This is a genomic window from Vibrio methylphosphonaticus (assembly GCF_023634655.1).
GTDB lineage: Bacteria > Pseudomonadota > Gammaproteobacteria > Enterobacterales > Vibrionaceae > Vibrio > Vibrio methylphosphonaticus.
In genome coordinates, this window is record NZ_JAMKMS010000002.1 from 1 (window position 1) to 22,410 (window position 22,410).

Here is a 22,410-nt window from a genome sequence, read left to right on the forward strand (position 1 = left end):
GTTTAGAATAAGTACCTTTATGCATTAAAGATTTGTACAAACATTATCTACGAGTAGTAGAGGCTTAGAGAATCACCTAAGCCTACTCATTGGGTGAAAAGTATAATTATGATTGCGTGAGGAAATGTCTCCAACCTCCCGTCTCTGTAATATCGGTTGCCTCTTCAATACCAATACCTTCGCAAATAAAACCTTTCACCCACTTGCCAGACGCCAGTTCAACGCTGCCTAGGCCGAGAGGGTGTGGTATTTGCTCTAACAACGCACCCAGGTGCTTTTTAGGAATACGCCACACCTCTACGTCAATTCGCTCACCTTGTACTTGGTTTCGTACGAGTCCAGGCCTAAGTGGCGGGCCACCCGCTAAACAATATAGAGAATAGCGGTCAGCGGTGGTGGTCCGGCGCTTAAAGTTTGCACCTAGTTCAATGAGTTGGTGGTTCAATGGCAAACCGTTCATATGTGCTCCGCACACCAATAGGTCCATACACTCTGCACTCTCAAGCTCAACTTGAGTCGCTCCTAGCGGCAAGCCCATCACCGTCTGCCATTCAGACGCAAGCGAAATAAGCGCTTCGTCTTGGAATGCTTGGGCAAACAAAGTGACCCCAAATGGAAGCCCCGAGCCAGTAAACCCAGACGGCATCGCAATCGCACTATAATCGAGTAGGTTCATAAAATTTGTGTAATAGCCGAGGTTGGAATTTAAAGCGATGGGATCGGAGTTCACATCATCTTTGGTGTAGATCGTACCTGCAGTTGGGGTTAATACCACATCAACACTGTCCATCAATTGATCACATTGCACCTTGAACGCTTGAAGTTGATAGATTGCTTTAAACGTATCGGCTGCAGAGAGGTTTTTCGCCCCACCGACGATCGTTTGAATCACCTCTAGGCATTGTTCTTTGTTACCATCAAAGAACGCATCTATCCCTGCATACCGCTCTGCGACCCAAGGGCCTTGGTAAAGCAAGTTTGCTGCCTGAATAAAAGGCGCTAAATCAAACGGAATCACCTTGCCACCGAGTGACTCAATACGTGACACCGCCTGAGCATAGAGCGTGCGATACTCTTGATTACCAAAAAACTCTAGCTGATCGTCAGCTGGAATCCCAACACGCAGACCAGAGAATTGTGTGCACTCTTCCCGCCCTTTCTCAACGGCTTCACGCGCAAAGCAATCTGTCCCATCATAACTTGCTCCCACTTGGTAAAGCGTAGTCAAGTCTTGCGCACTTTTAGCAAAGAAAGTCACGCAATCTAACGTTCGGCAAGCGGGTACAACACCGCTACAACTAAGTAAGCCTTTTGTTGGTTTCAAACCATAGAGATTATTAAACGCTGCAGGTACACGTCCTGACCCTGCCGTGTCGGTGCCTAACGCAAAATAAACCTGATTAGAAGCAACCGAGACAGCACTGCCAGAGCTTGAGCCGCCAGAAATATAATCTGAATTAAAGCTGTTGCTTACTGCTCCCCAAGGGCTGCGAGTGCCAACCAAACCAGTGGCAAATTGATCAAGGCTTGTTTTGCCCAATGGCACTGCACCGGCGCTGATCAGTTGCTGTACGACATACGCCGATTCTGATGGTTGATAGCGATACGCTTCACAACCAGCCGTGGTGTCTAGCCCTTCGAGATCGATATTGTCTTTTATCGCAAAGGGCACACCATATAATGGCAATGACTCTCGATCTTGAGTCGCTAAATGGCTTAAATACGCTTCAAGCTGCTGGTCTGAGATGACCGAAATCCATGCATTCGAGTTGTCTGCCCTTACCGCATTCAGCTTGGTGCGCAAAAACTCTGCGACATGAATCTTCCCGCTACGGTAAGCGCCGAGTAAGCCATCAATGGTTAACAGTGCCGCTTGTTCTAACGATGTCTCTGAGCATGGTGTCTTTAAATCTGTCATGTTTCTTATTCCTTTAAAATGATTAAGTGGCTCAAGTATTCACTACAAGAAGTGGCTCGCCGGCATGCACTTGAGCACCTGCGTCATGGCAAATCGAGTCCACGATCCCTGCGACACTGGCCGTGACTTCCAATTCCATCTTCATCGCTTCCAAAATCATCACCACATCGTTTTCTTTAACGTGCTGCCCCGGTTCAACCAGAACTTGCCAAATGTTAGCCGCCACATGGCTTTCAATCGCTTCTTGTCCTTCTTCTAGCTCAGTTTGAACTAAAGATTGCTCGATCTCAGTCGCGACAAAGTTGGCTTGCCCTGATGCTTCCCAGCGTTGACGCTCCTCTTCAAATGCTTTCTGTTGGCGTGTTTTACACAATTTAATTTCGTCTGCATGCTCTTCAAGCAGTGACTGATAAGTCGCCAAAGAAAACTCGGTCTCTTCAATTTTCACAGGGTAATGACCCAATGGATGCTGCTCTCTAATATCAAGCAACTCTTCAGCGCTCACTTCATAAAACTTTATTTGATCGAAAAAACGTAACAACCACGGGTTAGAAAACGCCTCGGTTTGGCGATAGCGATTCCACATTTGTAAGGTTCTACCAACAAACTGATAGCCACCAGGGCCTTCCATGCCATACACGCACATATACGCTCCACCAATGCCAACGGCATTTTCCGGTGTCCATGTTCGCGCTGGATTGTATTTCGTTGTGACCAAGCGATGTCTAGGGTCCATTGGCGTCGCAACCGGCGCACCAAGGTAGACATCGCCTAGCCCCATCACGAGGTAGCTAGCATCAAAGACAATCTTCTTCACATCATCAATAGAATCTAAGCCATTAATTCGACGAATGAACTCGATGTTGTCTGGGCACCATGGGGCATCTTTTCGAACCACTTCATCATATTTTCGTATTGCTAAACGTGTCGCCTCGTCATCCCAAGAGAGAGGTAAATGGACGACGCGAGCCGGAACAATGAGTTCGTCGATGTTGTCCAGCTCCGCTTCAATGGCTTCGAGTTCAATGAGTAGCTGATCGCGGGATAGAACAAGGTTATCGTAGTGAATTTGTAGTGAGCGAATACCTGGGGTGAGCTCTTCAACCCCCACTAACGCCTGTTGTTGTAGCTTAATCATCAAGGCATGCACACGGAAACGAAGACGAATATCTAACACCTGCGGACCATATTCGACTAACAAATAATCTTCACCACTTGGACGGTAAACCACTTGCTCACCATATCGCTGCGCAGGAATGGTTTTGATGATCGGTGACGACAATTCAGAGCTAGGAATAGCAACTTCATCAATCATACCCGTCTGTATTTGAGTCAACTGCGCCCGCTCCGCAATCTCTGCATCTTCAACGGCTACCGGAGTGAAACGAATTTTATCTCCTGCTTTGAGCTGGCCCACCTTCCACAAATCCGCTTTGATGATCGTCGCAGGACAAACAAAGCCACCCAAGCTTGGACCGTCTGGCCCTAAAATAACCGGCATATCACCAGTGAAATCAATAGTACCCACAGCGTAGGCGTTGTCGTGAATATTGGATGGGTGTAAACCTGCTTCTCCGCCATCAGTTCTTGCCCAGTTCGGCTTAGGTCCTATTAAACGAACCCCAGTTCGGCTAGAGTTAAAATGCACCTTCCACTCGGCATCAAAGAAGGTATCTATATCTTGTTGAGTAAAGAAATCGGGCGCACCATGGGGACCATAAATTACGCGGATCTCCCACTCACCATTGAAAGCAGGCTGCTTGATTGAGGGGATTTGAGGTACCGCTGACGGAGTTGCTTGGTTAATGTGCAACACATCGCCCGCGACCAAAGCACGACCAGCATGGCCACCAAACTGACCAAGGGTAAAGGTTGAACGGCTGCCGAGATATTCAGGGCAATCAATGCCGCCTTGAAGCGCCAGATAAGTACGAGCGCCATCCAGCACTTTACCTAGCTTTAATGTTTGTCCCGGCTCAACACACAACCGAGTATTCATCGAAACAGGCTCACCATCCAGTGATGCTTGTATGCTTGCCCCTGTTAGTGCAACCGACGTGGCTTGATTAAACTTCAATGTTGGCCCCGACACTATCACTTCCAGCCCTGCGCACGACTCATGATTACCAAGCAGTGCATTAGCTAAACGGAAACTTAAACTATCCATTGCGCCAGAAGGTGGCACACCAATATCCCAGTAGCCCGTGCGTGCAGGGTAGTCTTGAATAGTGGTTTGAGTACCGCCACTCAATACATCAAACGTGTTCGGTTTAAACTCAAACGCATTCAGTGATTGCGTCAGCACTTCCCCCTTTTTTACCAAATCACTGCTTAGTAGCTGACTCAAATACGCTTGGTTGTGCTCGATGCCATAAATAGCACTATTGTCTAACCCCTGCTTTAGCTCGGTAAGTGCAGTTTCTCGATCCTTAGCGTGAACAATCATTTTCGCCAGCATAGGGTCAAAAAATGGCGAGACTTCAATCCCTGCTTCTATCCAATGCTCGATTCGCAGATTATCTTGTTGAGCCCATTCAACTTGACTTAAAAGACCAGCACACGGCTGAAAGTTTTTATTCGCATCTTCCGCGTACAGGCGAGCCTGGATAGCATGACCGGTTGATTTAAGATCGGTGTCTAAACTTGCTAAGTCTAACTGCCCTGCGCCTTGGCGAATCATCCACTCAACCAAATCCACACCAAAGACCTCTTCAGTCACACCGTGCTCAACCTGTAAACGTGTATTCACCTCTAGGAAATAAAAAGCTTGGCTTTGTTGGTCAAGGACAAATTCAATCGTGCCTGCATTTCGATACTTCACTTCGCTTGCTAACCGAATCGCGGTATTTTGTAACTCTGCTCGTATCTCATCGCTGAGATTCGGTGCGGGCGTTTCTTCAATCACTTTCTGGTTTCGACGCTGTGCGGAACAATCACGCTCTCCAAGTGCCACCACCTGGCCTTGTCCGTCACCAAAAATCTGCACTTCAATATGACGCGCTTGCTGAATGAACTTCTCAAGGAAAACGCCACTGTTACTAAAGTTGTTCTCGCTAAGTCGCTTTACACTATCAAACGCTTGCTCGAGTTCATCGCTCGTGAAGCAGCACTGCATGCCGATACCACCGCCACCCGCGGTACTCTTCAGCATGACTGGGTAACCAATACTCTCCGCTTCGGTGAGTGCTTGTTGCTTATTTTTGAGTAAATCGGTTCCCGGTAACAGGGGCACATTGGCTTGAGTCGCGATATTTCTTGCCGAGTGTTTGAGGCCAAACGAACGCATTTGTTGTGCGGTTGGTCCTAAAAAAACCAAACCTTCTTGTTCGCAGCGTTCGACGAATTCAGGGTTCTCACTGAGGAAACCATAACCGGGATGAATCGCCTGTGCACCAGACTGTTTTGCAGCTGAGATAATCTTATCTTGATCGAGGTATGTCTCCGATGCGCCACCTTTTCCAAGAGAAAAAGCGACGTCGGCATCGACGACATGTAAACTTTGAGAGTCAGCGTCACTGTAAACAGCCACACTTTCGATACTAAGTTGTTTTAATGTACGGATAACGCGACAAGCAATCGCACCACGGTTAGCAATCAACACCTTACTAAACATAATTTCGTCCCTAATCCGGGTCGTCCCGGAGATATAAAGAGCATCCAATAGGGTCGTCCCTTACTCTATCTTTACTACGAATACCCCTACTTTATTTCCAGACAAGCATCTCGACAGGGGTTGGGTTGTAGGCGTTACACGGATTATTCAATTGCGGGCAATTAGACATCAAAACAATAGTGTCCATATGTGCTTTTAGCTCAACGTACTTTCCTACTCCGCTGATGCCGTCGGCAAAAGTGAGCCCTCCTTCCGCGGTCACTGGCACATTCATGAAGAAGTTGATGTTGTGCGTAATATCTCGCTTAGACAGGCCGAAATGTTCATTCTCAGCCACGGCCAGTAGCCAGCTGTCACGACAAGCGTGCATGCACTTTTTCTCGTTAGCGTAACGCACCGTGTTACTTTCTGTGGCACATGCGCCGCCAAGAGTATCGTGTCTGCCACAGGTATCAGCGACAATCTCAAGCATCACGTTACCTTGATCAGACAAAATTTTAGTGCCTGTCGTAAGATAAACATTGCCCTGCTCGCGAATCGTGTCAATGGCGCTGTAACGCTCTGAAGGATCATCAGCGTTGTAAAACAGGGTATCGGCGGCCTGGTTACCCTCTAGATCGAGAATCCGTACCGTCTGTCCTTTTTTTATCACTTTCATGTAGTAATCCCCGGCAGGGACAACATCACGATACAACGCATCACTTGGCTCTAATTGGCTTTCTACTATCATGTTCAGTTCCTTTAACAACAATGAGTCACATGAGAGGGTTCCATTTGTTTTGGATCCGCGTTGACATAACGGCGATTATTCTCAAAACCTCGTTCATTCTCTTCCCGATGATTGAGGCAAGCATCACTTTCTCGCATCGGCTCGGACTCAAATACCGTCACCCCAACGGGCTTATAAGGATACGTTTCCGATGGGTTTAGAGGATGCGGGCAAGTCGTCATGACAACCAACGTCTCCATCTCAAAACGAAGCTCAATACAGTCATCGGCGTTACTGTGCGTCCGGTCATAAGCTAAATTACCCTGCTCGTCTGTCGCCACCTTGCTAAATAGATTCAAGTTAGCGGCGAGATCGCGTTTCCCTAATCCGTACTTAGCTACCTCAACTAATAGCGCGTCATAGCCATTTTGCTTCCATTGATTTCGGTCTTGTTGGTAGTCTCGCTCTCCCCACTTGTTCGCAACCTTCTGTTTATTCGCGACGCCACATACTGTGTCAATCCAGCCCGTATCGTCGCGGACAATTGAGCAGAAGATACGTCCCATATCTGAATACAAGCAATTCCCAGTCGAGAGCTTAAAGGTATGTTGGCACTTCAAGGTATCAGGTGCGTTATAACGCTCCAGTAGGTTTGCGGGGTTATAGAACAACACACTCATATTTGCGCCGCCCTCAAGATCTTTAAACCTAACCGTTTTCCCTTTCGGTACCACCATCGACCAGTGCGCAGCACCTGGCAGAGTATCTGAAAAATTCACTTCCCGTTTTTCTAACATGTTTATTCCTTACGCTATTTTCTGTAAAAGTACATCTGGCGGGGTTTGCTCCAATTGAGCAGTGGGAATATCAAAAGTGACCTGCGCGCCAAATCTCTCCGGGGCTTGCTCATCATGACGAACATGATCAAATACCCACAGACGATTCCCGAGATGAAACCCTTCACTGAGATCATGGGTGATCATAAATACAGTTAAGTTCTGTTTTTTCCATAACGACTTCACCAATACATGCATGTCTTTTCGAATGCCCGGATCCAATGCACCAAAGGGCTCATCGAGTAGCAGTATTCTTGGTTTCTTGATCAATGCTTGAGCAATAGAAAGACGCTGCCTCATCCCTCCAGACAGCTCATGGGGATACTTATTTTGCGCAGGCAGTAGCCCTACTTGATCAAGCATCTCTAACGCTTGCTCTTTTGCTTGTCGCTTCTTTGGACCAAACAGACGCCCCAGAACGGTACTGGCAACTCCGCTCGCCTCGAATTCAAATCCGAGCATAACGTTTTCCAGCGCCGTTAAATGAGGAAAGACCGAGTACTTTTGGAACACAATCCCTCGTTCAATTCCTGGTTCTTGGGAAAGAGGTTCACCATCAAGTAAAAGTTGACCTCTCGATGGTGTCTCTATTCCTAATAACATGTTGAGGAAGGATGTTTTTCCGCAACCAGAGGCGCCAACAATACTGACAAAATCCCCTTCGTTCACCGAAAGGTTCAAACGTTCTAATACAATGTTGTCACCGTACTCTTTCCACACCTGTTTGACTTGAATAATGGGTAACTTATCAGCCATTATTTTCTCCTTGAGACTGGTGATACCAAGGACTTAGCTTTTGCGATGCAATGCGCAATAGCCAATCCATGCAGTACGCTAGAATGGTGATCCACAATACGTAGGGCAAAATCACATCCATGGACAGATAACGTCGAACGAGGAAGATTCGGTAGCCTAAACCTTCTGTAGCGACTATTGCTTCAGCTGCAATCAAAAACAGCCACGCGCTCCCTAAAGTAAGACGTACGGCTTCGATCAACTTAGGCACAATTTGTGGCAGAATAACGCGAATAATGATCTGCCAACTGCTCGCCCCTAAGGTTTGCGCCTTGATAAGCTGCTCATCTGGTAAGCTTTGCACTCTTAGCTGAATGTCACGAATAATGACAGGGCAAACGCCGATAACGATCAGCACCACTTTGGATACCTCACCGACACCAAACGAAATGAACAGGATAGGCAATATAGCCATTGGCGGGATAAGCGACACCGCAGTAATCACCGGTGACAATGATGATCGAACCAATGGAATAATGCCCGTGACGATCCCGAGCGATAAGCCAATAAGTGCACTGATTCCAATCCCCCACCCAAGCCTGGTAAGACTTGCGAATGTGTCGTTCCACAGGAGGTAATCACCCGTACGTTTACTTGGCGTAAAAGCCATTCTGTCGATTGCATCGGCAAAACTGCTAAAAGCGGGCAATAGCTTATCTGCTGAGTTTGCTGCTAATCTCGCATCTGATGCTGTCACATAGACCGCGAGCAGAATGAGAAACGGCATGACACCCAACATGACTCGCCCGAGCTTTGAAGGCTGACGATTTATTACTTTGGTCATAACGACTCCATTTACAATGACCGAATACGGTGGTTACAGTTTGTCGTCTGCTGCCATCTGCATGTATTCCGAAGTAAATCGAAGCTTAATATTACTTGGATCCCCATAAACACCCGCTGGGGTTTCGATGCCAATGAAACCCGCATCTGGTGCGCCATCACCAAGTAGCCCATGCTCAAAGGAAAACTCACTTACCTTCTGCATCGTCGCAGCAAGTGTTGGGCTGCGAGTAAAGCTCACCGCATCATCGGCAGAGTAAAACATATTCGTGGCCTTTAGCTGAGAGTTGTACCCATCAAGATCAGTACCGGATGCATGAGCCATATAAGATTTAGCGTCATCCCCTGCCGATTGTGATTGCATGATCGACATGATTTCGTACCATGCGCCCGTGAGAGCCTTACCTAGTGCGGGGTTTTCTTGAAGCGTATCGGTATTAACCACTAGCAGGTCAATGATTTCACCGGGGATATCAGAAGAGTTAAAAACAAAAGAGGTATCTGGCTGTGAAGTCACTTCACTCAGTAACGGATTCCAAGTGGCCACCGAAGTCACATCACTGGAGCTAAACGCGGCCACAAGATCAGCGTCTGAGGTATTAACCACTCTCACATCGCGCTCACTCATACCGACACTCTCTAAAGCACGAGCCATCAAGTAATGTGAAACACTTAGCTCCACTAAATTGATAGATTGCCCCTTGAGATCTTTTAACTCTTTATCGCCTTTAAGAACAATACCATCGTTACCATTTGAGAAATCACCAACAACAAGCGCAGTTGAGTCGATACCGCTTGCCGCTGGAATCGTTAGAGCGTCCATGTTAGTCATCACGGTTGCGTCAAATTGGCCAGTGGTAAACTGATTAATAGATTCGATGTAATCGTTAACTTGTACCACATCAATCTCAATGCCGTACTTATCGGCCCATTTATCTAAGATTCCGGTATGGTCAGCATAATCCCATGGCATCCATCCGACATAGATAGACCATGCCAGAGTGAATTTCTGCTTTTCTTCGGCTAACGCCATTGGAGAAAAGGCTGAGGTGAGTAGAGTGGTACCGACAGCAGTCGCGAGTAGGTTTTTTTTGATTTGAGCTTTCATTGGAATCTCCTCCATGAGTCACTAGATATCAACACAAGAGACATAACCAACTGGCTTGGTTTATTCTCCCGGGCTTCTATCCCTCCGTGTGACCCCGTGCGAGGTTGACAACTCTCGACCCAGACACTGCTTTGGCAGCCGGAACCCTAGATGTCTATTGCCAAATTGTATTTGATGCGCTTAGCCGCCCAACAAACTTTATGCTCTCATGAACTTACACTAGAATAAGCAACTTACATGCCAAAACTTAAAGCCCTTACTATCAGTAGCTTAAATCAAATCTGCGGTTACTAATATTCTCGAAAGATGGCCTTTTTTGGTGCAATACTATCAATATTAGTGCACAAGCCTAATCATGGTTAAGGGCGGTGTCGTGTCCTTTTTTCCAATAGTAGTATCCGTCATCTTCACAAAAGTGAGGGTTTCTCAAAGCGCACAAATAAGTGAGCAACTTAGATTAAATCATCGTAAAGACGTCCGAATTTCTTTGGTATCCTATTTCTATTAGGCCAGCTTCCAATGTTTGGGGGCTGCATTAATGACGATTCCAAAGCCAGTAAAGCTTATTAGAACTGAACGAAACAAGTTTAAATAGATCGATATAACGTTAGGTGTGCCGTGTTAACGACAAGTGCTCTACCCGTTTGCAATATCTATGTAGCGAAAAACAAAAAAAGCGAGCCACTTGGGCTCGCTTTTCGTTATCTGATTTGCTTAGACTCTATTACAGAAGTTCTACCGACTGTTGAGCAATCACGAACTCTTCATTGGTTGGAATGCTATTTATAAGACAAAAGTCACAATCTGCTTGCGGTAATATATATCAATAATTAACTTCACATGAATAGGTGAGAATGATTTGCATTTGCATCTTTTTCCTGCTATAATGTAATTATCAGCCCATCTACCACTCCCCCAGCAACACCTATTCGCACAACGCAATCCAAACACTTCCAGTAGGCTTTTTTCTGGTTTAACAGCCTGCCTTGGTTGCGTTTGTGCCCCCCTAAATAAAAGGAATTTAAATTTTATGGAATTAGTAATAAACACAGATAGTTATAAGCACTATTGTGACATGCACAAACACACCCAGACGAAAGTCATTTTAATCAGTGCACTTCTGGAAGGTTTAACAGTTCAAGAAGTAATAAACATGCGCTTACTGCCAAATGTAAGCACCTCAAATTTAATCAGCCAGTATTACAGCTGTAGACGTCAATTAAAAAAGGAAGGGATTATCTAATGGATAAATTAATCGAAACACTTAGAGCAGAAGCCCCCGATTTTAAAAAAGAAGTTGCTACATATAAAGCCAATTTAATGGCATCGCTTGAAGCACAACACCGCACAGATACCTTTAAGTACCATACCAAAAGCGCAACCAACACACGGCAGCTTGTAACGTTAACGGCTGAACTTACCCGAGCAGGCTACGAAGTAGACGCAAGCAAGTTGGTTGTATTTCCGGAGGCGAAAGGCTTTAAACTTTACTACAAACGAACTGATGCAGAGATCAGCGCAGCAATTAAGCAAGGCAAGTTAGATATCAATCAGCAAGTGAAAGAATACCGCCAGAGCCTTGTAGAGACGTGGATAAATGAGCAAGTTGAGCAAACGCTACAGGAACAAGCAAAGGATGCGGAAAAGGCGTTAAAGGAACGACAAGAGACGCTTAAGCAACAGTTACTCGAAGCACTTAGCAAGTAACCACCGCCCATCACTTTACACAATTGATTTTATGCTTTTTAATATAGAGTGTTGAACATTTTTGCTTTATTGTAGTTTTGCACCAAATATATGCCAAAAGTACCGTTATACATAGCGTTTTTAGATATTATTGGCATTGTTTAGCTGGTGGCGTGGTAATTACAATAATTAGTAGCGAGACTTTATACAGCAAGCTTCAAAGCATTGTTTTACGTTTAAAGGTTTTACATGGGTTATATAATAGTACGTAAGTACACTTTTTAAGGAGGTGGTATGCTTTACAGAGGTAGCTACCGTTTGAATAGTAAATACAAGTACGATCAGCATCGCCTCCAAAGTCTCTTAGACTTTTACAACTACCTCCAGTTACACCACCACCGCTATCAATTTTTAAACGTAACTTTAAGCTACACGGACGGCAGCCAGCATAATCCGGACAACATTACCAACCTTCTTCGCCACCTACGCAGAGCGGTAAAGGTAAATGGTGAAAAAGTACCACTTCATCACATCTGGAAATTAGAATATCGACCTAGTGCTAAGCACAAAGATCAAGCCGTGGGATATCACTACCACCTTGTTGTAATTTGGAACAGAGATGTTTTGTATAGCAGCGCAAAAGTAGAAGCTGCTTTAACTAAGCAGTGGGAAAAGCTAGGCGGTGTCGTAAATAAAAACGCATTCTACGGCTCTCACGATACCTTAAAGGAAGGGAAAGGAAAAAATGGCACTTACCCATTAACTAAACCGACAAAGCGCACAGAAACAGCCTCAGAAGTGGGTATATTCCATCATCTAAGCTACCTAGCCAAAACTGACCCACTGCAAGCATTGCCAGAGGATTACATTGGCGAGGAGTTTCAAACTTCCCAGCGTTTAGTTAAAAGACTAACCGACCATCCAGCTATCAAAGTGCACAACCTAACGTTAGTAGCTCCGCCACTGGAAAAAAGAACCGTTACAACGCCAGACAACAACCCAGAACCGTTTGTGTTCGATGAATCAGAGCCCCCATTTTGAGAGTTGTGGCTAATAGTTCAATTACCCCAGATAACGGAACCATCGACCACTAGTTTTTCAACACTTTTACCGTTGACTACGCAACTAACTCGACTTTTTGCCCAAGTACCATAAGCATTTTTAAGCTCAGCGCTCATTAGAACACTAAATTTGTTCTTGTTACTTGGGTAAGGGGATGCTGTTTTATCCATACCAAAGGGAAACCGAGCACCATACTTGGCGGCACCTTCCAGCGCAATTTGACAGTACGTAATAGCATCAACATCAGCCCAATCTTTACTACTTGATGAACTGCTACTTGAAGTATTGCTTTCCCTGATAGCATGCCAATTACGACTAAAACACCAAATACAGCGAAAAGTACGTTACCCATAGATTTTTTTTCAAGAGGTAATTTATTGTGTTTTGGGTTGTTACCTACCTCAAGAAACTTGTCATAGATTTTCTTATAACTTTTTTCCGACATCTTGGCTGTAAATGCTTGGGTTGTCCCTAGTTCAAAGTCGATATATAAATCCTTACCAATCCTATCCCTTTCCTTAAGGCGTATTACCTCAGACATTGGAATATCAAGCTTCTTGTAAAACCCACTAGAAAGTGTCGTTCCATCAAGTATCCAATTGGTACCTTCGAACTCACCTTTCAGAATAGTAAAATTTACTGCCATAATCCTGCCCTTTTTTAACGAAGATACACTTGGAGTGTTGCTAACCCCAGTTTTCGCTTTCTATGTTAGTTCAACATTTCACTTAATACTCATCAAAATGCTTAACAACCTCCTCTCGTTGTCACAATTTACATAAAAATCAATTTAACGGCATGATTGACGGTAAACCCCACCACAGCTACATCCACCAGCCAAATACCCATACATTAATAGGGTTTAATTCATGTATTCATAAGTATACCCACTGAATACACCTAAAGCTGAATACAAAAACCACCGTTTTGTTGGGCTGACAGCTACCAAGTTTCTAAACTTTCTTGGGTCTAAACTTGTGAATACAGTCTAAAGTGGATACAATATCTACAGATTCAGCAGAAAGGGATTACAAAATGAAGATTGCTTACCTACGAGTATCGAGTACAGATCAGCACACCGACCGCCAAGAAATCACCGCAGACAAGACATATACCGACAAAGCAACAGGCACAAACACAGACCGCCCACAGCTGCAAGAAATGCTCAGAAGTATTCGAGAAGGCGATGAGGTACACGTGTGGAGTATCGACCGCCTCGCCCGTTCGATCAGTGACATGCACGACTTAATTCAGCAAATCACTGGTGCAGGCTGCTCCGTCCACTTTCTAAAAGAAAACTTAACTTTCACGGCGGATAAATCAAACCCCATGAACGAGCTATTGCTTAATATGCTTGCCAGCGTATATCAATTCGAAACAGCAATTAGAAAAGAGCGGCAGCTTGAAGGTATTGCCAAGGCAAAAGAGAAAGGCGTTTACGAAGGCAGAACTACAGCCATGCGCCAAAGTGCTGAGGTTTTGAAATTACTTGAAGAAGGTATGTCACAGCGCAAAATTGCCGAGCAAGTGGATATCAGCTTGTCGAGTGTTCAACGTATCGTCAAAAAGCACAAACAATAAGCCCCAGGATATTTCCCACACAACTTTTGTAAACAGGGGTATACCTAAATGCAGGCTAAACAATGCAAGCACACAAAACCAGAAAAGGAACAATCACATGACAAATCTACTCCTTTAAGAGAATAGGGGGTTTACGGTGGGACAAGCCCACCAACCCTCTACTACCTTTTCAGGTGTAGAACTACCAATAAACCTGCATAATAAAAAATCTCTGCGACATCAATTGATAGTATTACAGTGGAAGTTTCGAGTGAAAACATAATTGTTTCCCCTATGAACGCTCCCAAGTCGACTTGGAAAAATAATCCCAATAAATTATTTCACTTCGCATTCGAAACGAAGTCTCAACAGTGTTCGACGTTGTTGAGAAATGGCAGAGAGTTTGAACTCTACCGCAGACTGTCAAACTCGCACATATTATTGCTTAGCAGCCTTACCGCTTCACAAATGTACGCAGTCCTACATAGCACTAAATTGCTTATCGTTCTTCCTAGAAGAACGGGCGTTATGCTATGACATTAATAATGTTAGCATTTATAAGCAATACTCTTCAAGGCTAATCAAAATTCAGAGAATTCAAAACTCGCTTTCATCTAGTCTCCACCCTTCGACTATTGGTTTCCACTTACTGGGGTTTAAGGATAGTTCTCGATTTACCGCATGGAGGTATTTAAGGCGTGTAAGAGGATCATTTAGGTTATCAGGTACTGGTACTGTACCCACCTCAAAAAGTCTTGTATCCACAGCAGGGAACGCTCCAAATGGGATCTTAATATCATTACTGTTATGAGTGTAAACCTCTTTAATAACGTCCTCTGAAGCTGCCCTAGCCTTGTTAATTCTAAGTGGGGATACACCATAATAAAAAGGTAATATCTTAGGGATCTGCTTAAGTTTGACATACACAACCCCCGTTGATTCATCACCACAAAGTACATACTCGATATACTGCCGCAGAAACTTATTATACCTCTCCCTGTCATCTGTATTAGTCAGTTCTAATGTATTTAAGGATTCTTCGGAATAGTTAAATCTTACCTGTAGCTTTTGGGTATGGTTTTCTCTGAATTTGTCTAAGGCTTGAGTGCGCTTCTCGACTGTGCTGATCAAAACACTCATTAGCGAAGGACTAGCACTTTCAAGGCGTTCCTGTAACTCATTAATAGCTTGGGTTTCTTCGTCAATACGTGCTTTCAAAAGGTCTATATCTCTCTGCAACTTTTCGAAAGAGTCACCACGAAGCTTTGAATAGTCGAGTCCTGAAAGTTTTTCAACAAGCAGGGTTTCCATTTCTTCATAGTTAATAGCCTTTTGGGTACAGTGATTCTTATCGAGCTGGTTTCGACAACGAACTTTCTTCCTACCTCTAGTTGGTTTAAAATAGGTCATACTCTCTCCGCAGCTGGGGCACTTACACAACCACCCGAACAGGTTTGCACCTTGCGCCGCTCTCCTGCCTTTGGTGTGTCTGCCCGTTTTAAAAGCTTGTTGTGCTTGTATAAAAGTGTCCTTATCTACAACAGCAGGGTAATAACCTTGTATCGGTTCGCCTAATGGTTCTCTGACCCTTTTACCATCAACCATTTTGTGAGTAGTGGGGTGAAATTCTCCGTAGGTTTGTGGCATTTTTAAATACTTCTCTACCATACGCTTCGACCACGCCTTTCGCGCCCCCTCTTTTGGTTTAGCAGGTCTAGGGGTATCACTCTCGTTAAGCCGGTTACAAATCACATGTGCCCCGTGTCCTTGTATCCTCCACTCAAAAATCTGTTTGATAGTAGTGGCATGTTCAGGGATCAATTCGAAGGATTTCTTATCACCTGATAATTTCATCCAAGCGGGACAAACGCTAGTTCTACGTTCACCCCCTAGCTTTTCATTCTGACGTTTAATATCGAACGTTGCTCTGATACGCTGTGATTTCTGTTCACTCTCCAAATGCGCTAGGTGGAAGGCTACGGTTAGAACTAAGTCACTTGCTAGATCACTTTTTGAATCATGACTAATCACAAGGTTAAATTTGGTCACAGCAACATCTATTTTCAAACCCTTCAATTTTATGAACAGGTTTCTGGCATCATCAGCAGGTAGGCGACTAATCCTATCGACGTTCTCTACTACCAAAAGGCTGTAAGGTGGGATCTCACCCTTCTCAGCAGCAGCTATAAACGCACCTAAGCCACCATTCTCAGCAGTATTCAAACCATAAAAAGCCGAAAGCCCTTTATCGATAATCAGACCATCAGCTATAACGTATTGGTGATCAGGGTTTGATGTGTTTAAGAAGGTGATAAACTGAGTGGCTTTATCTTGCTGACGTACTAACCCCTGCCCCTGTTCAGCCTGAATGAGTTTAGACACTCGTGAGTATATGTAAGCAGTTCGTGTGGTTGGTTTTGTTTCGTGCATAAAAAAGCCCCCAATATATGGAGGCTCTTACACTTACACAAGTTTTACAGCAGTGCAACACTCTGTCTTACAATTACCAGCTCTTCATTGGTTGGGATAACCATCGCCACTGCACCTAGAAGCTCAGACTTGCCTACGATACCAGCTGCACCGAAGCGCGCGTCTTCGTTACCCTTCTCGTCTTCGACGAAGCCAAGCAATTTAAGGTTACGCATGATTTCACGACGAATAGGTAGTGAGTTTTCACCAATACCACCGGTAAAGATAACCGCGTCTAGGTGGTCTAGAGGAATCAAGTAAGAACCAATGTACTTCGCTACACGGTATGTGAAGACTTCAAAGGCAAGCTTAGCCCCTTCATGTCCGTCTTCCATCGCTTCTAGCACGCCACGAGCGTCAGAAGTAATGCCTGACACACCTAAGAAGCCTGACTTCTTATTTAGCGTCTCAAAGACCTTCTCTTGGCTCCAGCCTTTCTTCATCAAGAATTCAATAATGCCTGGGTCTAAATCTCCACAACGCGTACCCATCATCAAACCAGATAGCGGTGTAAAGCCCATAGAGGTATCAACACTCTCACCGTTGCTAATTGCACAAACTGATGCGCCATTACCAAGGTGAACCGAGATGAAACTCGATTCTTCTACTGGCTTGTTGAGCATCTTCGCCGCTTCACGGCTAACAAAGTAGTGACTTGTTCCATGAAAACCGTAGCGACGGATACCGTAGTCTTTATACAACTCATTTGAGATAGCGCCAGTAAATGCCTTCTCTGGCATAGTCTGGTGGAAAGCGGTATCGAATACAGCGAATTGTGGAAGCGCTGGGAATGCTTCAATTGCAGCGCGAATACCAATGGCACCCGCTGGGTTATGCAGCGGCGCTAGGTCAGCGAGTTTTTCAATTTCTTGTGTCACCGTCTCGTCAATGCGAACGGTCGTAGTGAATTTTTCACCACCGTGGACAATTCGGTGACCAATCGCAACGATATTATCAGCAAAACCTAATTCTTCAGTTAGACCAACCAACTTACCAATCGCTAGTTTGTGGTGGTTACCTTCGCCTTCAACGGCAACTTCGGTTTTTTGTCCATTAAATTTCCAAGCCATGCGTGCATCAGGCAAACCGAAACACTCACCTAAGCCACTTAATACAGCCTCTCCACTTTGTGAGTCGATGACGGCGAATTTAAGAGACGAGCTACCGGAGTTTATGACGAGAACAAACGAATCAGACATGAAAATGTATCCTGTTGTTGAGCGAAAAGGGGAAAAGAAGCCTTCCCATATAATCTTATTGTATTATTCAATAATTTTTGAATCTTTCAAATTTGTTTTATAAGAATATTTGTTTCAAAACGAAAATTCTTGATAAAGATCAAATTTTAAATTAATTCACCCATTGAATTTAATTGTGTTTTTTATCATTAATGACTATTTATTTAAAAAGTTTACTCACAGGCACAAAAAAGCCGAGCATTCGCTCGGCCTTCAATCAATCTATAATGCTATTTTGCATTAAGACTCAGTGTTGCGTGATTGACCACGCTCGCCACGGTGGCTGCCACGGTGATCGCCACCACGGTTACGGTCGAAACGACGTTCACCTTCAGCACGTTGACCACGGTTAGCACCGTCACGGTTACCACGGTAGCCGCCGCCTTCGCGATTGCCGCCTTCACGGTTGCCGTCACGTTGACCACGATGGCCTTCACGACGAGCACCACGATGGTTATCACGGCTGCCGCCGCCATCACGACGAGGACCGCGAGACTCACGGAAGTCATTGAATTCAACAACTACTGCGCCAACTTCTTTCTGACGGATACGAAGCTTACGAAGCTTACCAGCAACGTCAGAAGTCATTTGTTTAGGCAGTTGAACGTAAGTTTGGCCTTTATCTAGCTTGATAGCACCGATAGAACCTTTAGTCAGACCTAGTTCATTCGCTAGTGCGCCAACGATGTCTTTAACTTGAACGCCTTGCTCACGACCCACTTGAAGTTGGTATGTATCCCAATCTTGAGCGTTGAAGCTACGACGACCATCACGGCCAGCATCTGGGTTATCACGACGCTCTTTACGACGTTTCTTGTCACGCTCGATCGCTTCGATCATCGGATCGGCACCAACGTAGAACAATGGACGTTTGCCTTGCTGACGCTTAAGTAGAATCGCGGCTAGTGTTGCTGCATCGATTTCTAGGCTTTCTTGAAGCTTTTCAATTAGCTCAGCAAAGTTCTCTAGAGACTTGTGGCCTTTCTCAGTTTCAAGTTCAGCACCAAGCTTAACTAGACGAGCTTCTGCAACTTGGTCACGTGGAGGAAGTTGAATCTCTTCCATTTGAGACTTAGTTACACGCTCAATCGTACGCAGCATACGGATTTGGTTGGTACGAACAAGAAGGATAGCTTTACCCTTACGTCCAGCACGACCAGTACGACCGATACGGTGAATGTATGACTCAACATCGAACGGGATGTCGTAGTTAAATACGTGAGTGATACGCGGTACATCAAGACCACGAGCAACAACGTCTGTTGCTACTAGGATATCAATTGAACCCTGTTTGATGTTGTCAACAGTACGCTCACGTTGAGATTGAGGGATATCGCCGTGTAGTGCTGCCGCGCTAAAGCCACGTGCACTTAGCCAATCAGCTAGACGCTCAGTATCTTGACGAGTACGAACGAAAACGATAGAAGCATCAGTCTCTTCAGTTTCTAGTAGACGAGCCATTGCTTCGTCTTTTTCTACGCCTTTCACTACCCAGTAGTTTTGAGCAACTTTATCAACCGTGTGGTTTGTACCTGCAACGTCAACACGTGCTGGATCACGCAAGTAGCGGTCAACAATTGTTTTTACCATTGGAGGCATAGTTGCAGAGAACAGAACGCGTTGTGCTGTTTCTGGCGCTTTTTCTAGAATCCAAGTAACGTCGTCAACGAAGCCCATTTTTAGCATCTCATCCGCTTCATCAAGAACGAATGTGTGAGCTTGGTCTAGGTGTAGACGGTCACGAGTTAGAAGGTCTTTAACACGACCAGGTGTACCCACAACAATGTGAGCACCGCGGCTTAGAGCACGCATTTGATCAACGATAGAAGCACCACCGTAGATCTCTAAAACTTTCAAACCTTTGACATCACGGCCAAGGTTTTTGATTTCAGCAGCAACCTGAATCGCAAGCTCACGTGTAGGAGCCATAATGATCGCTTGAGGTTTGTGCTGGTTAAGATCGATTTTGTTAAGAAGCGGCAAAGAAAATGCTGCTGTCTTGCCCGTACCCGTCTGAGCTTTACCTAACGCATCTCTTCCTTCTAGTAATAGAGGAATTGCAGCCGCCTGGATTGGAGTTGGCGATACAAAGCCCATAGAGTCTAGAGCTGAAAGAATGTTGTCGTTAAGAGCTAATTCATTGAATTGAATTGCAGAATCTTGCATTGGGATCCCATTAAAGTAAATATAAACACAGGTCCCATGAGCTCTACCAATTCCAAACTGATCCAATACTGCTTTAAAAACAGTAGATAAGAGCTGATTCCATTCAGATGCGGAAAAGTGACAAATCGCATCAAGCCACTAGGGACGTAAACAAGGAGGCGGATTATTCCTTAAATGCACAAAAAAAGCCAGAAAAAATTGAAATACATCACAATTTTATTCTTACATAGCCATTATTGAGTAATGTGCCACCAAATTGACAACTTTTTAAGCGCTGCCCTCTTATGTTACTCCCCTTTCACCCTTGAGTTTCAACTAGGCATTGACCGAGCCTTTGGGTATAGTGTTCGCACTTTCATTGCTAAGAAGTAGATACATGTTTCAAGATAACCCGCTACTCGCTCAACTCAAACAGCAGATTCAAGAGAACCTTCCTAAAAAAGAAGGCACAATCAAGGCCACCGAAAAAGGTTTCGGCTTTTTAGAAGTTGATGCTAAAACCAGTTTCTTTATCCCACCACCGCAAATGAAGAAATGTATGCATGGTGATAAAGTCGTGGCCATTATCCGAACTGAAAATGATCGTGAATTAGCAGAACCACAAGAACTTATCGAGCAAGGTATCACTCGTTTTATTGCACGAGTAAAACGCTTTAAAGGGCGTCTTAACGTTACACCTGATCACCCTGCTCTTAGAAAGCTGTCATTAAAAGCTAAGACTCAAAAAGGGATTAAAGCCGACGATCTTAACGACGGCGACTGGGTAGTCGCGCACGTTATCAACCACCCTTTAAAAGGGGATAACGGTTTCTTGGCTGAAATTTCGAAGAAGATCACCGATGGCGACGACAAAATTGCTCCTTGGTGGGTCACCTTGGCGCAAAATGATTTACCGAACAGTGAGCCTGCAGGTTTAGAATCATGGGAAATCAAAGATGACGCAGCATTAGAGCGCGCTGATCTTACTGCAATGCCATTTGTAACAATAGATGGTGAGTCTACTAAAGACATGGATGACGCGCTGTTTGCAAAGAAAAAGGACAATGGCGACTTTGAAGTCACTATCGCCATCGCTGATCCTACCGCCTATATTACCCCTCAAGATGAAATGGATGTGGTTGCCCGACAACGTGGTTACACCATTTACCTACCAGGTCGCAATATTCCTATGCTTCCCCGCGATCTCGCTGACGATGTCTGTTCACTAATTGAAAATGAACTACGCCCAGCACTATGCTGCTCAGTGACCGTAGATAAAGAGGGTGTTATTCAAGATGACATCAAGTTCTTTACGGCAACCATGAAGTCTCATGCAAGATTGGCTTACCAACACGTATCCGATTGGTTGGAAACGGGCTCTAGTGATACTTGGCAACCAAGTGATGAAATCGCAACGGTTGTTCGTGATCTCTATGACTTCTCATTAGCTCGTGCAGCGTGGCGTGAAAATAACGCCGTGGTTTTCCCAGACCGACCGGATTACCGCTTTGAGCTAAGCGAAGATAATGATGTTATCGCTATTCACGCAGACTCTAGACGCAGTGCTAACCGTCTGGTTGAAGAAGCCATGATCACCGCTAACATTTGTGCGGGTCGTACGTTAAAAGAAGCGTTTGGCTACGGCGTCTTCAATACTCACGCAGGTTTCAAGCCAGAAAAAATTAAAGACGTGCTTGAGCTGGTTAACCCAATCAATGAAGAGCCTATTTACACCGATGAGCAAATCACATCACTAGACGGTTTTGCCGCGCTGCGTCGTGATTTAGGTGGATTAGAGTCAAGTTACTTGGATAACCGTGTACGCAAATACCAAGCTTACAGCGAAGTAGGTAATGAACCTCTTCCTCATTACGCGATGGGGCTTGACGTCTACGCAACTTGGACCTCACCAATCCGTAAATACGGCGATATGGTTAACCACCGTCTTCTTAAGGCACATATCACTCAAACTGAGCCTACCCAAAAACCAGATGATGTATTGGGTGATGAGTTGGCAATCCACCGCAAGCACCATAGAATGGCTGAGCGTACGGTGGGTGATTGGCTCTACGCGCGCACTTTAGTCAATGAACCACAAAACGGTACTGAGTTTACTGCTGAGATTTTCGATATTAACCGTGCAGGCATGCGTGCACGTTTGACAGAAAATGGTGCAGCGGTGTTTATTCCAAACTCGCTAATTGTGAGTAATAAAGAGCGTATTGTCAGTAATAACGAAAATGGCACCGTGTCGATTGATAAGAACCTGGTTTACCGTCTAGGCGATACTCTTAGCGTTCTACTATCAGATGTGAATCTTGACACACGTAGCATTGTCGCGAAACCAGTTGAAGTGTTTGCTGAGCCCGTAGCCGCGCCAGCCCCAGAAGAACCGTCCTCATCAGATAAGGCATAAGCTCTTCATTTGCTAAATATAATAAAGCCAGTTGGTATTCCCAACTGGCTTTGTTCTTTTCTAGAGACTCAA

The 22,410-nt window shown here is 44.9% G+C and carries 15 protein-coding genes and 1 riboswitch; of the genes, 4 read left to right on the forward strand and 11 right to left on the reverse strand.

What is annotated here, in order from left to right; genetic code table 11:
- Positions 1-106 precede the first annotated feature (106 nt).
- From atzF to M9196_RS02420, 7 genes are all read right to left on the reverse strand, one after another.
- The gene (gene atzF, locus M9196_RS02390; RefSeq protein ID WP_250615933.1) at positions 107-1,918 is read right to left on the reverse strand and encodes an allophanate hydrolase; all 1,812 of its coding nucleotides are present in this window, start codon (positions 1,916-1,918) and stop codon (positions 107-109) included.
- Between the two features lie 31 nt (positions 1,919-1,949).
- Complete coding sequence (gene uca / locus M9196_RS02395) at positions 1,950-5,531, reverse strand: urea carboxylase (RefSeq protein ID WP_250615934.1); 3,582 nt, start codon at positions 5,529-5,531, stop codon at positions 1,950-1,952.
- Between the two features lie 91 nt (positions 5,532-5,622).
- Positions 5,623-6,261 (reverse strand): urea amidolyase associated protein UAAP2, encoded by a 639-nt coding sequence (locus M9196_RS02400; protein WP_250615935.1) that lies wholly within the window; start codon positions 6,259-6,261, stop codon positions 5,623-5,625.
- 11 nt (positions 6,262-6,272) lie between these two features.
- Entirely contained in the window at positions 6,273-7,037 is a 765-nt protein-coding gene (locus M9196_RS02405; protein WP_250615936.1) for an urea amidolyase associated protein UAAP1, read from the reverse strand.
- Between the two features lie 9 nt (positions 7,038-7,046).
- The gene (locus M9196_RS02410) at positions 7,047-7,832 is read right to left on the reverse strand and encodes an ABC transporter ATP-binding protein (protein ID WP_250615937.1); all 786 of its coding nucleotides are present in this window, start codon (positions 7,830-7,832) and stop codon (positions 7,047-7,049) included.
- On the reverse strand, positions 7,825-8,655 hold the full coding sequence (locus tag M9196_RS02415) for an ABC transporter permease (protein ID WP_250615938.1): 831 nt from the start codon (positions 8,653-8,655) through the stop codon (positions 7,825-7,827). Before M9196_RS02415 ends, M9196_RS02410 begins: the two co-directional genes overlap by 8 nt.
- Positions 8,656-8,688: 33 nt before the next feature.
- Complete coding sequence (locus M9196_RS02420; protein ID WP_250615939.1) at positions 8,689-9,762, reverse strand: putative urea ABC transporter substrate-binding protein; 1,074 nt, start codon at positions 9,760-9,762, stop codon at positions 8,689-8,691.
- A 63-nt stretch (positions 9,763-9,825) separates the two neighbouring features.
- Positions 9,826-9,923, reverse strand: a riboswitch (guanidine-I (ykkC/yxkD leader).
- 1,081 nt (positions 9,924-11,004) lie between these two features.
- Here M9196_RS02420 and M9196_RS02425 point away from each other — a divergent pair.
- Both M9196_RS02425 and M9196_RS02430 read left to right on the forward strand, forming a co-directional pair.
- The gene (locus M9196_RS02425) at positions 11,005-11,469 is read left to right on the forward strand and encodes a hypothetical protein (protein WP_250615940.1); all 465 of its coding nucleotides are present in this window, start codon (positions 11,005-11,007) and stop codon (positions 11,467-11,469) included.
- 273 nt (positions 11,470-11,742) lie between these two features.
- On the forward strand, positions 11,743-12,489 hold the full coding sequence (locus M9196_RS02430; protein ID WP_250615941.1) for an inovirus Gp2 family protein: 747 nt from the start codon (positions 11,743-11,745) through the stop codon (positions 12,487-12,489).
- A 136-nt stretch (positions 12,490-12,625) separates the two neighbouring features.
- Here M9196_RS02430 and M9196_RS02435 read toward each other — a convergent pair whose 3' ends face one another.
- The gene (locus M9196_RS02435) at positions 12,626-13,156 is read right to left on the reverse strand and encodes a hypothetical protein (protein WP_250615942.1); all 531 of its coding nucleotides are present in this window, start codon (positions 13,154-13,156) and stop codon (positions 12,626-12,628) included.
- Between the two features lie 389 nt (positions 13,157-13,545).
- Between M9196_RS02435 and M9196_RS02440 the strand changes: the two genes are divergently transcribed.
- On the forward strand, positions 13,546-14,091 hold the full coding sequence (locus tag M9196_RS02440; protein WP_250615943.1) for a recombinase family protein: 546 nt from the start codon (positions 13,546-13,548) through the stop codon (positions 14,089-14,091).
- 576 nt (positions 14,092-14,667) lie between these two features.
- Here the strand turns inward: M9196_RS02440 and M9196_RS02445 are convergent.
- From M9196_RS02445 to M9196_RS02455, 3 genes are all read right to left on the reverse strand, one after another.
- Positions 14,668-16,500, reverse strand: a complete 1,833-nt coding sequence (locus M9196_RS02445) for a recombinase family protein (protein ID WP_250615944.1) — start codon at positions 16,498-16,500, stop codon at positions 14,668-14,670.
- Between the two features lie 44 nt (positions 16,501-16,544).
- Complete coding sequence (locus M9196_RS02450) at positions 16,545-17,738, reverse strand: acetate/propionate family kinase (protein ID WP_250615945.1); 1,194 nt, start codon at positions 17,736-17,738, stop codon at positions 16,545-16,547.
- Between the two features lie 279 nt (positions 17,739-18,017).
- Positions 18,018-19,943: a DEAD/DEAH box helicase gene (locus M9196_RS02455; protein WP_319946317.1), complete on the reverse strand. Its 1,926-nt coding sequence runs from the start codon at positions 19,941-19,943 to the stop codon at positions 18,018-18,020.
- 376 nt (positions 19,944-20,319) lie between these two features.
- On the opposite strand from M9196_RS02455, the gene rnb reads away from it, so the two are divergent.
- On the forward strand, positions 20,320-22,338 hold the full coding sequence (gene rnb / locus M9196_RS02460) for an exoribonuclease II (RefSeq protein WP_250615946.1): 2,019 nt from the start codon (positions 20,320-20,322) through the stop codon (positions 22,336-22,338).
- The last annotated feature ends 72 nt before the right edge of the window (positions 22,339-22,410 follow it).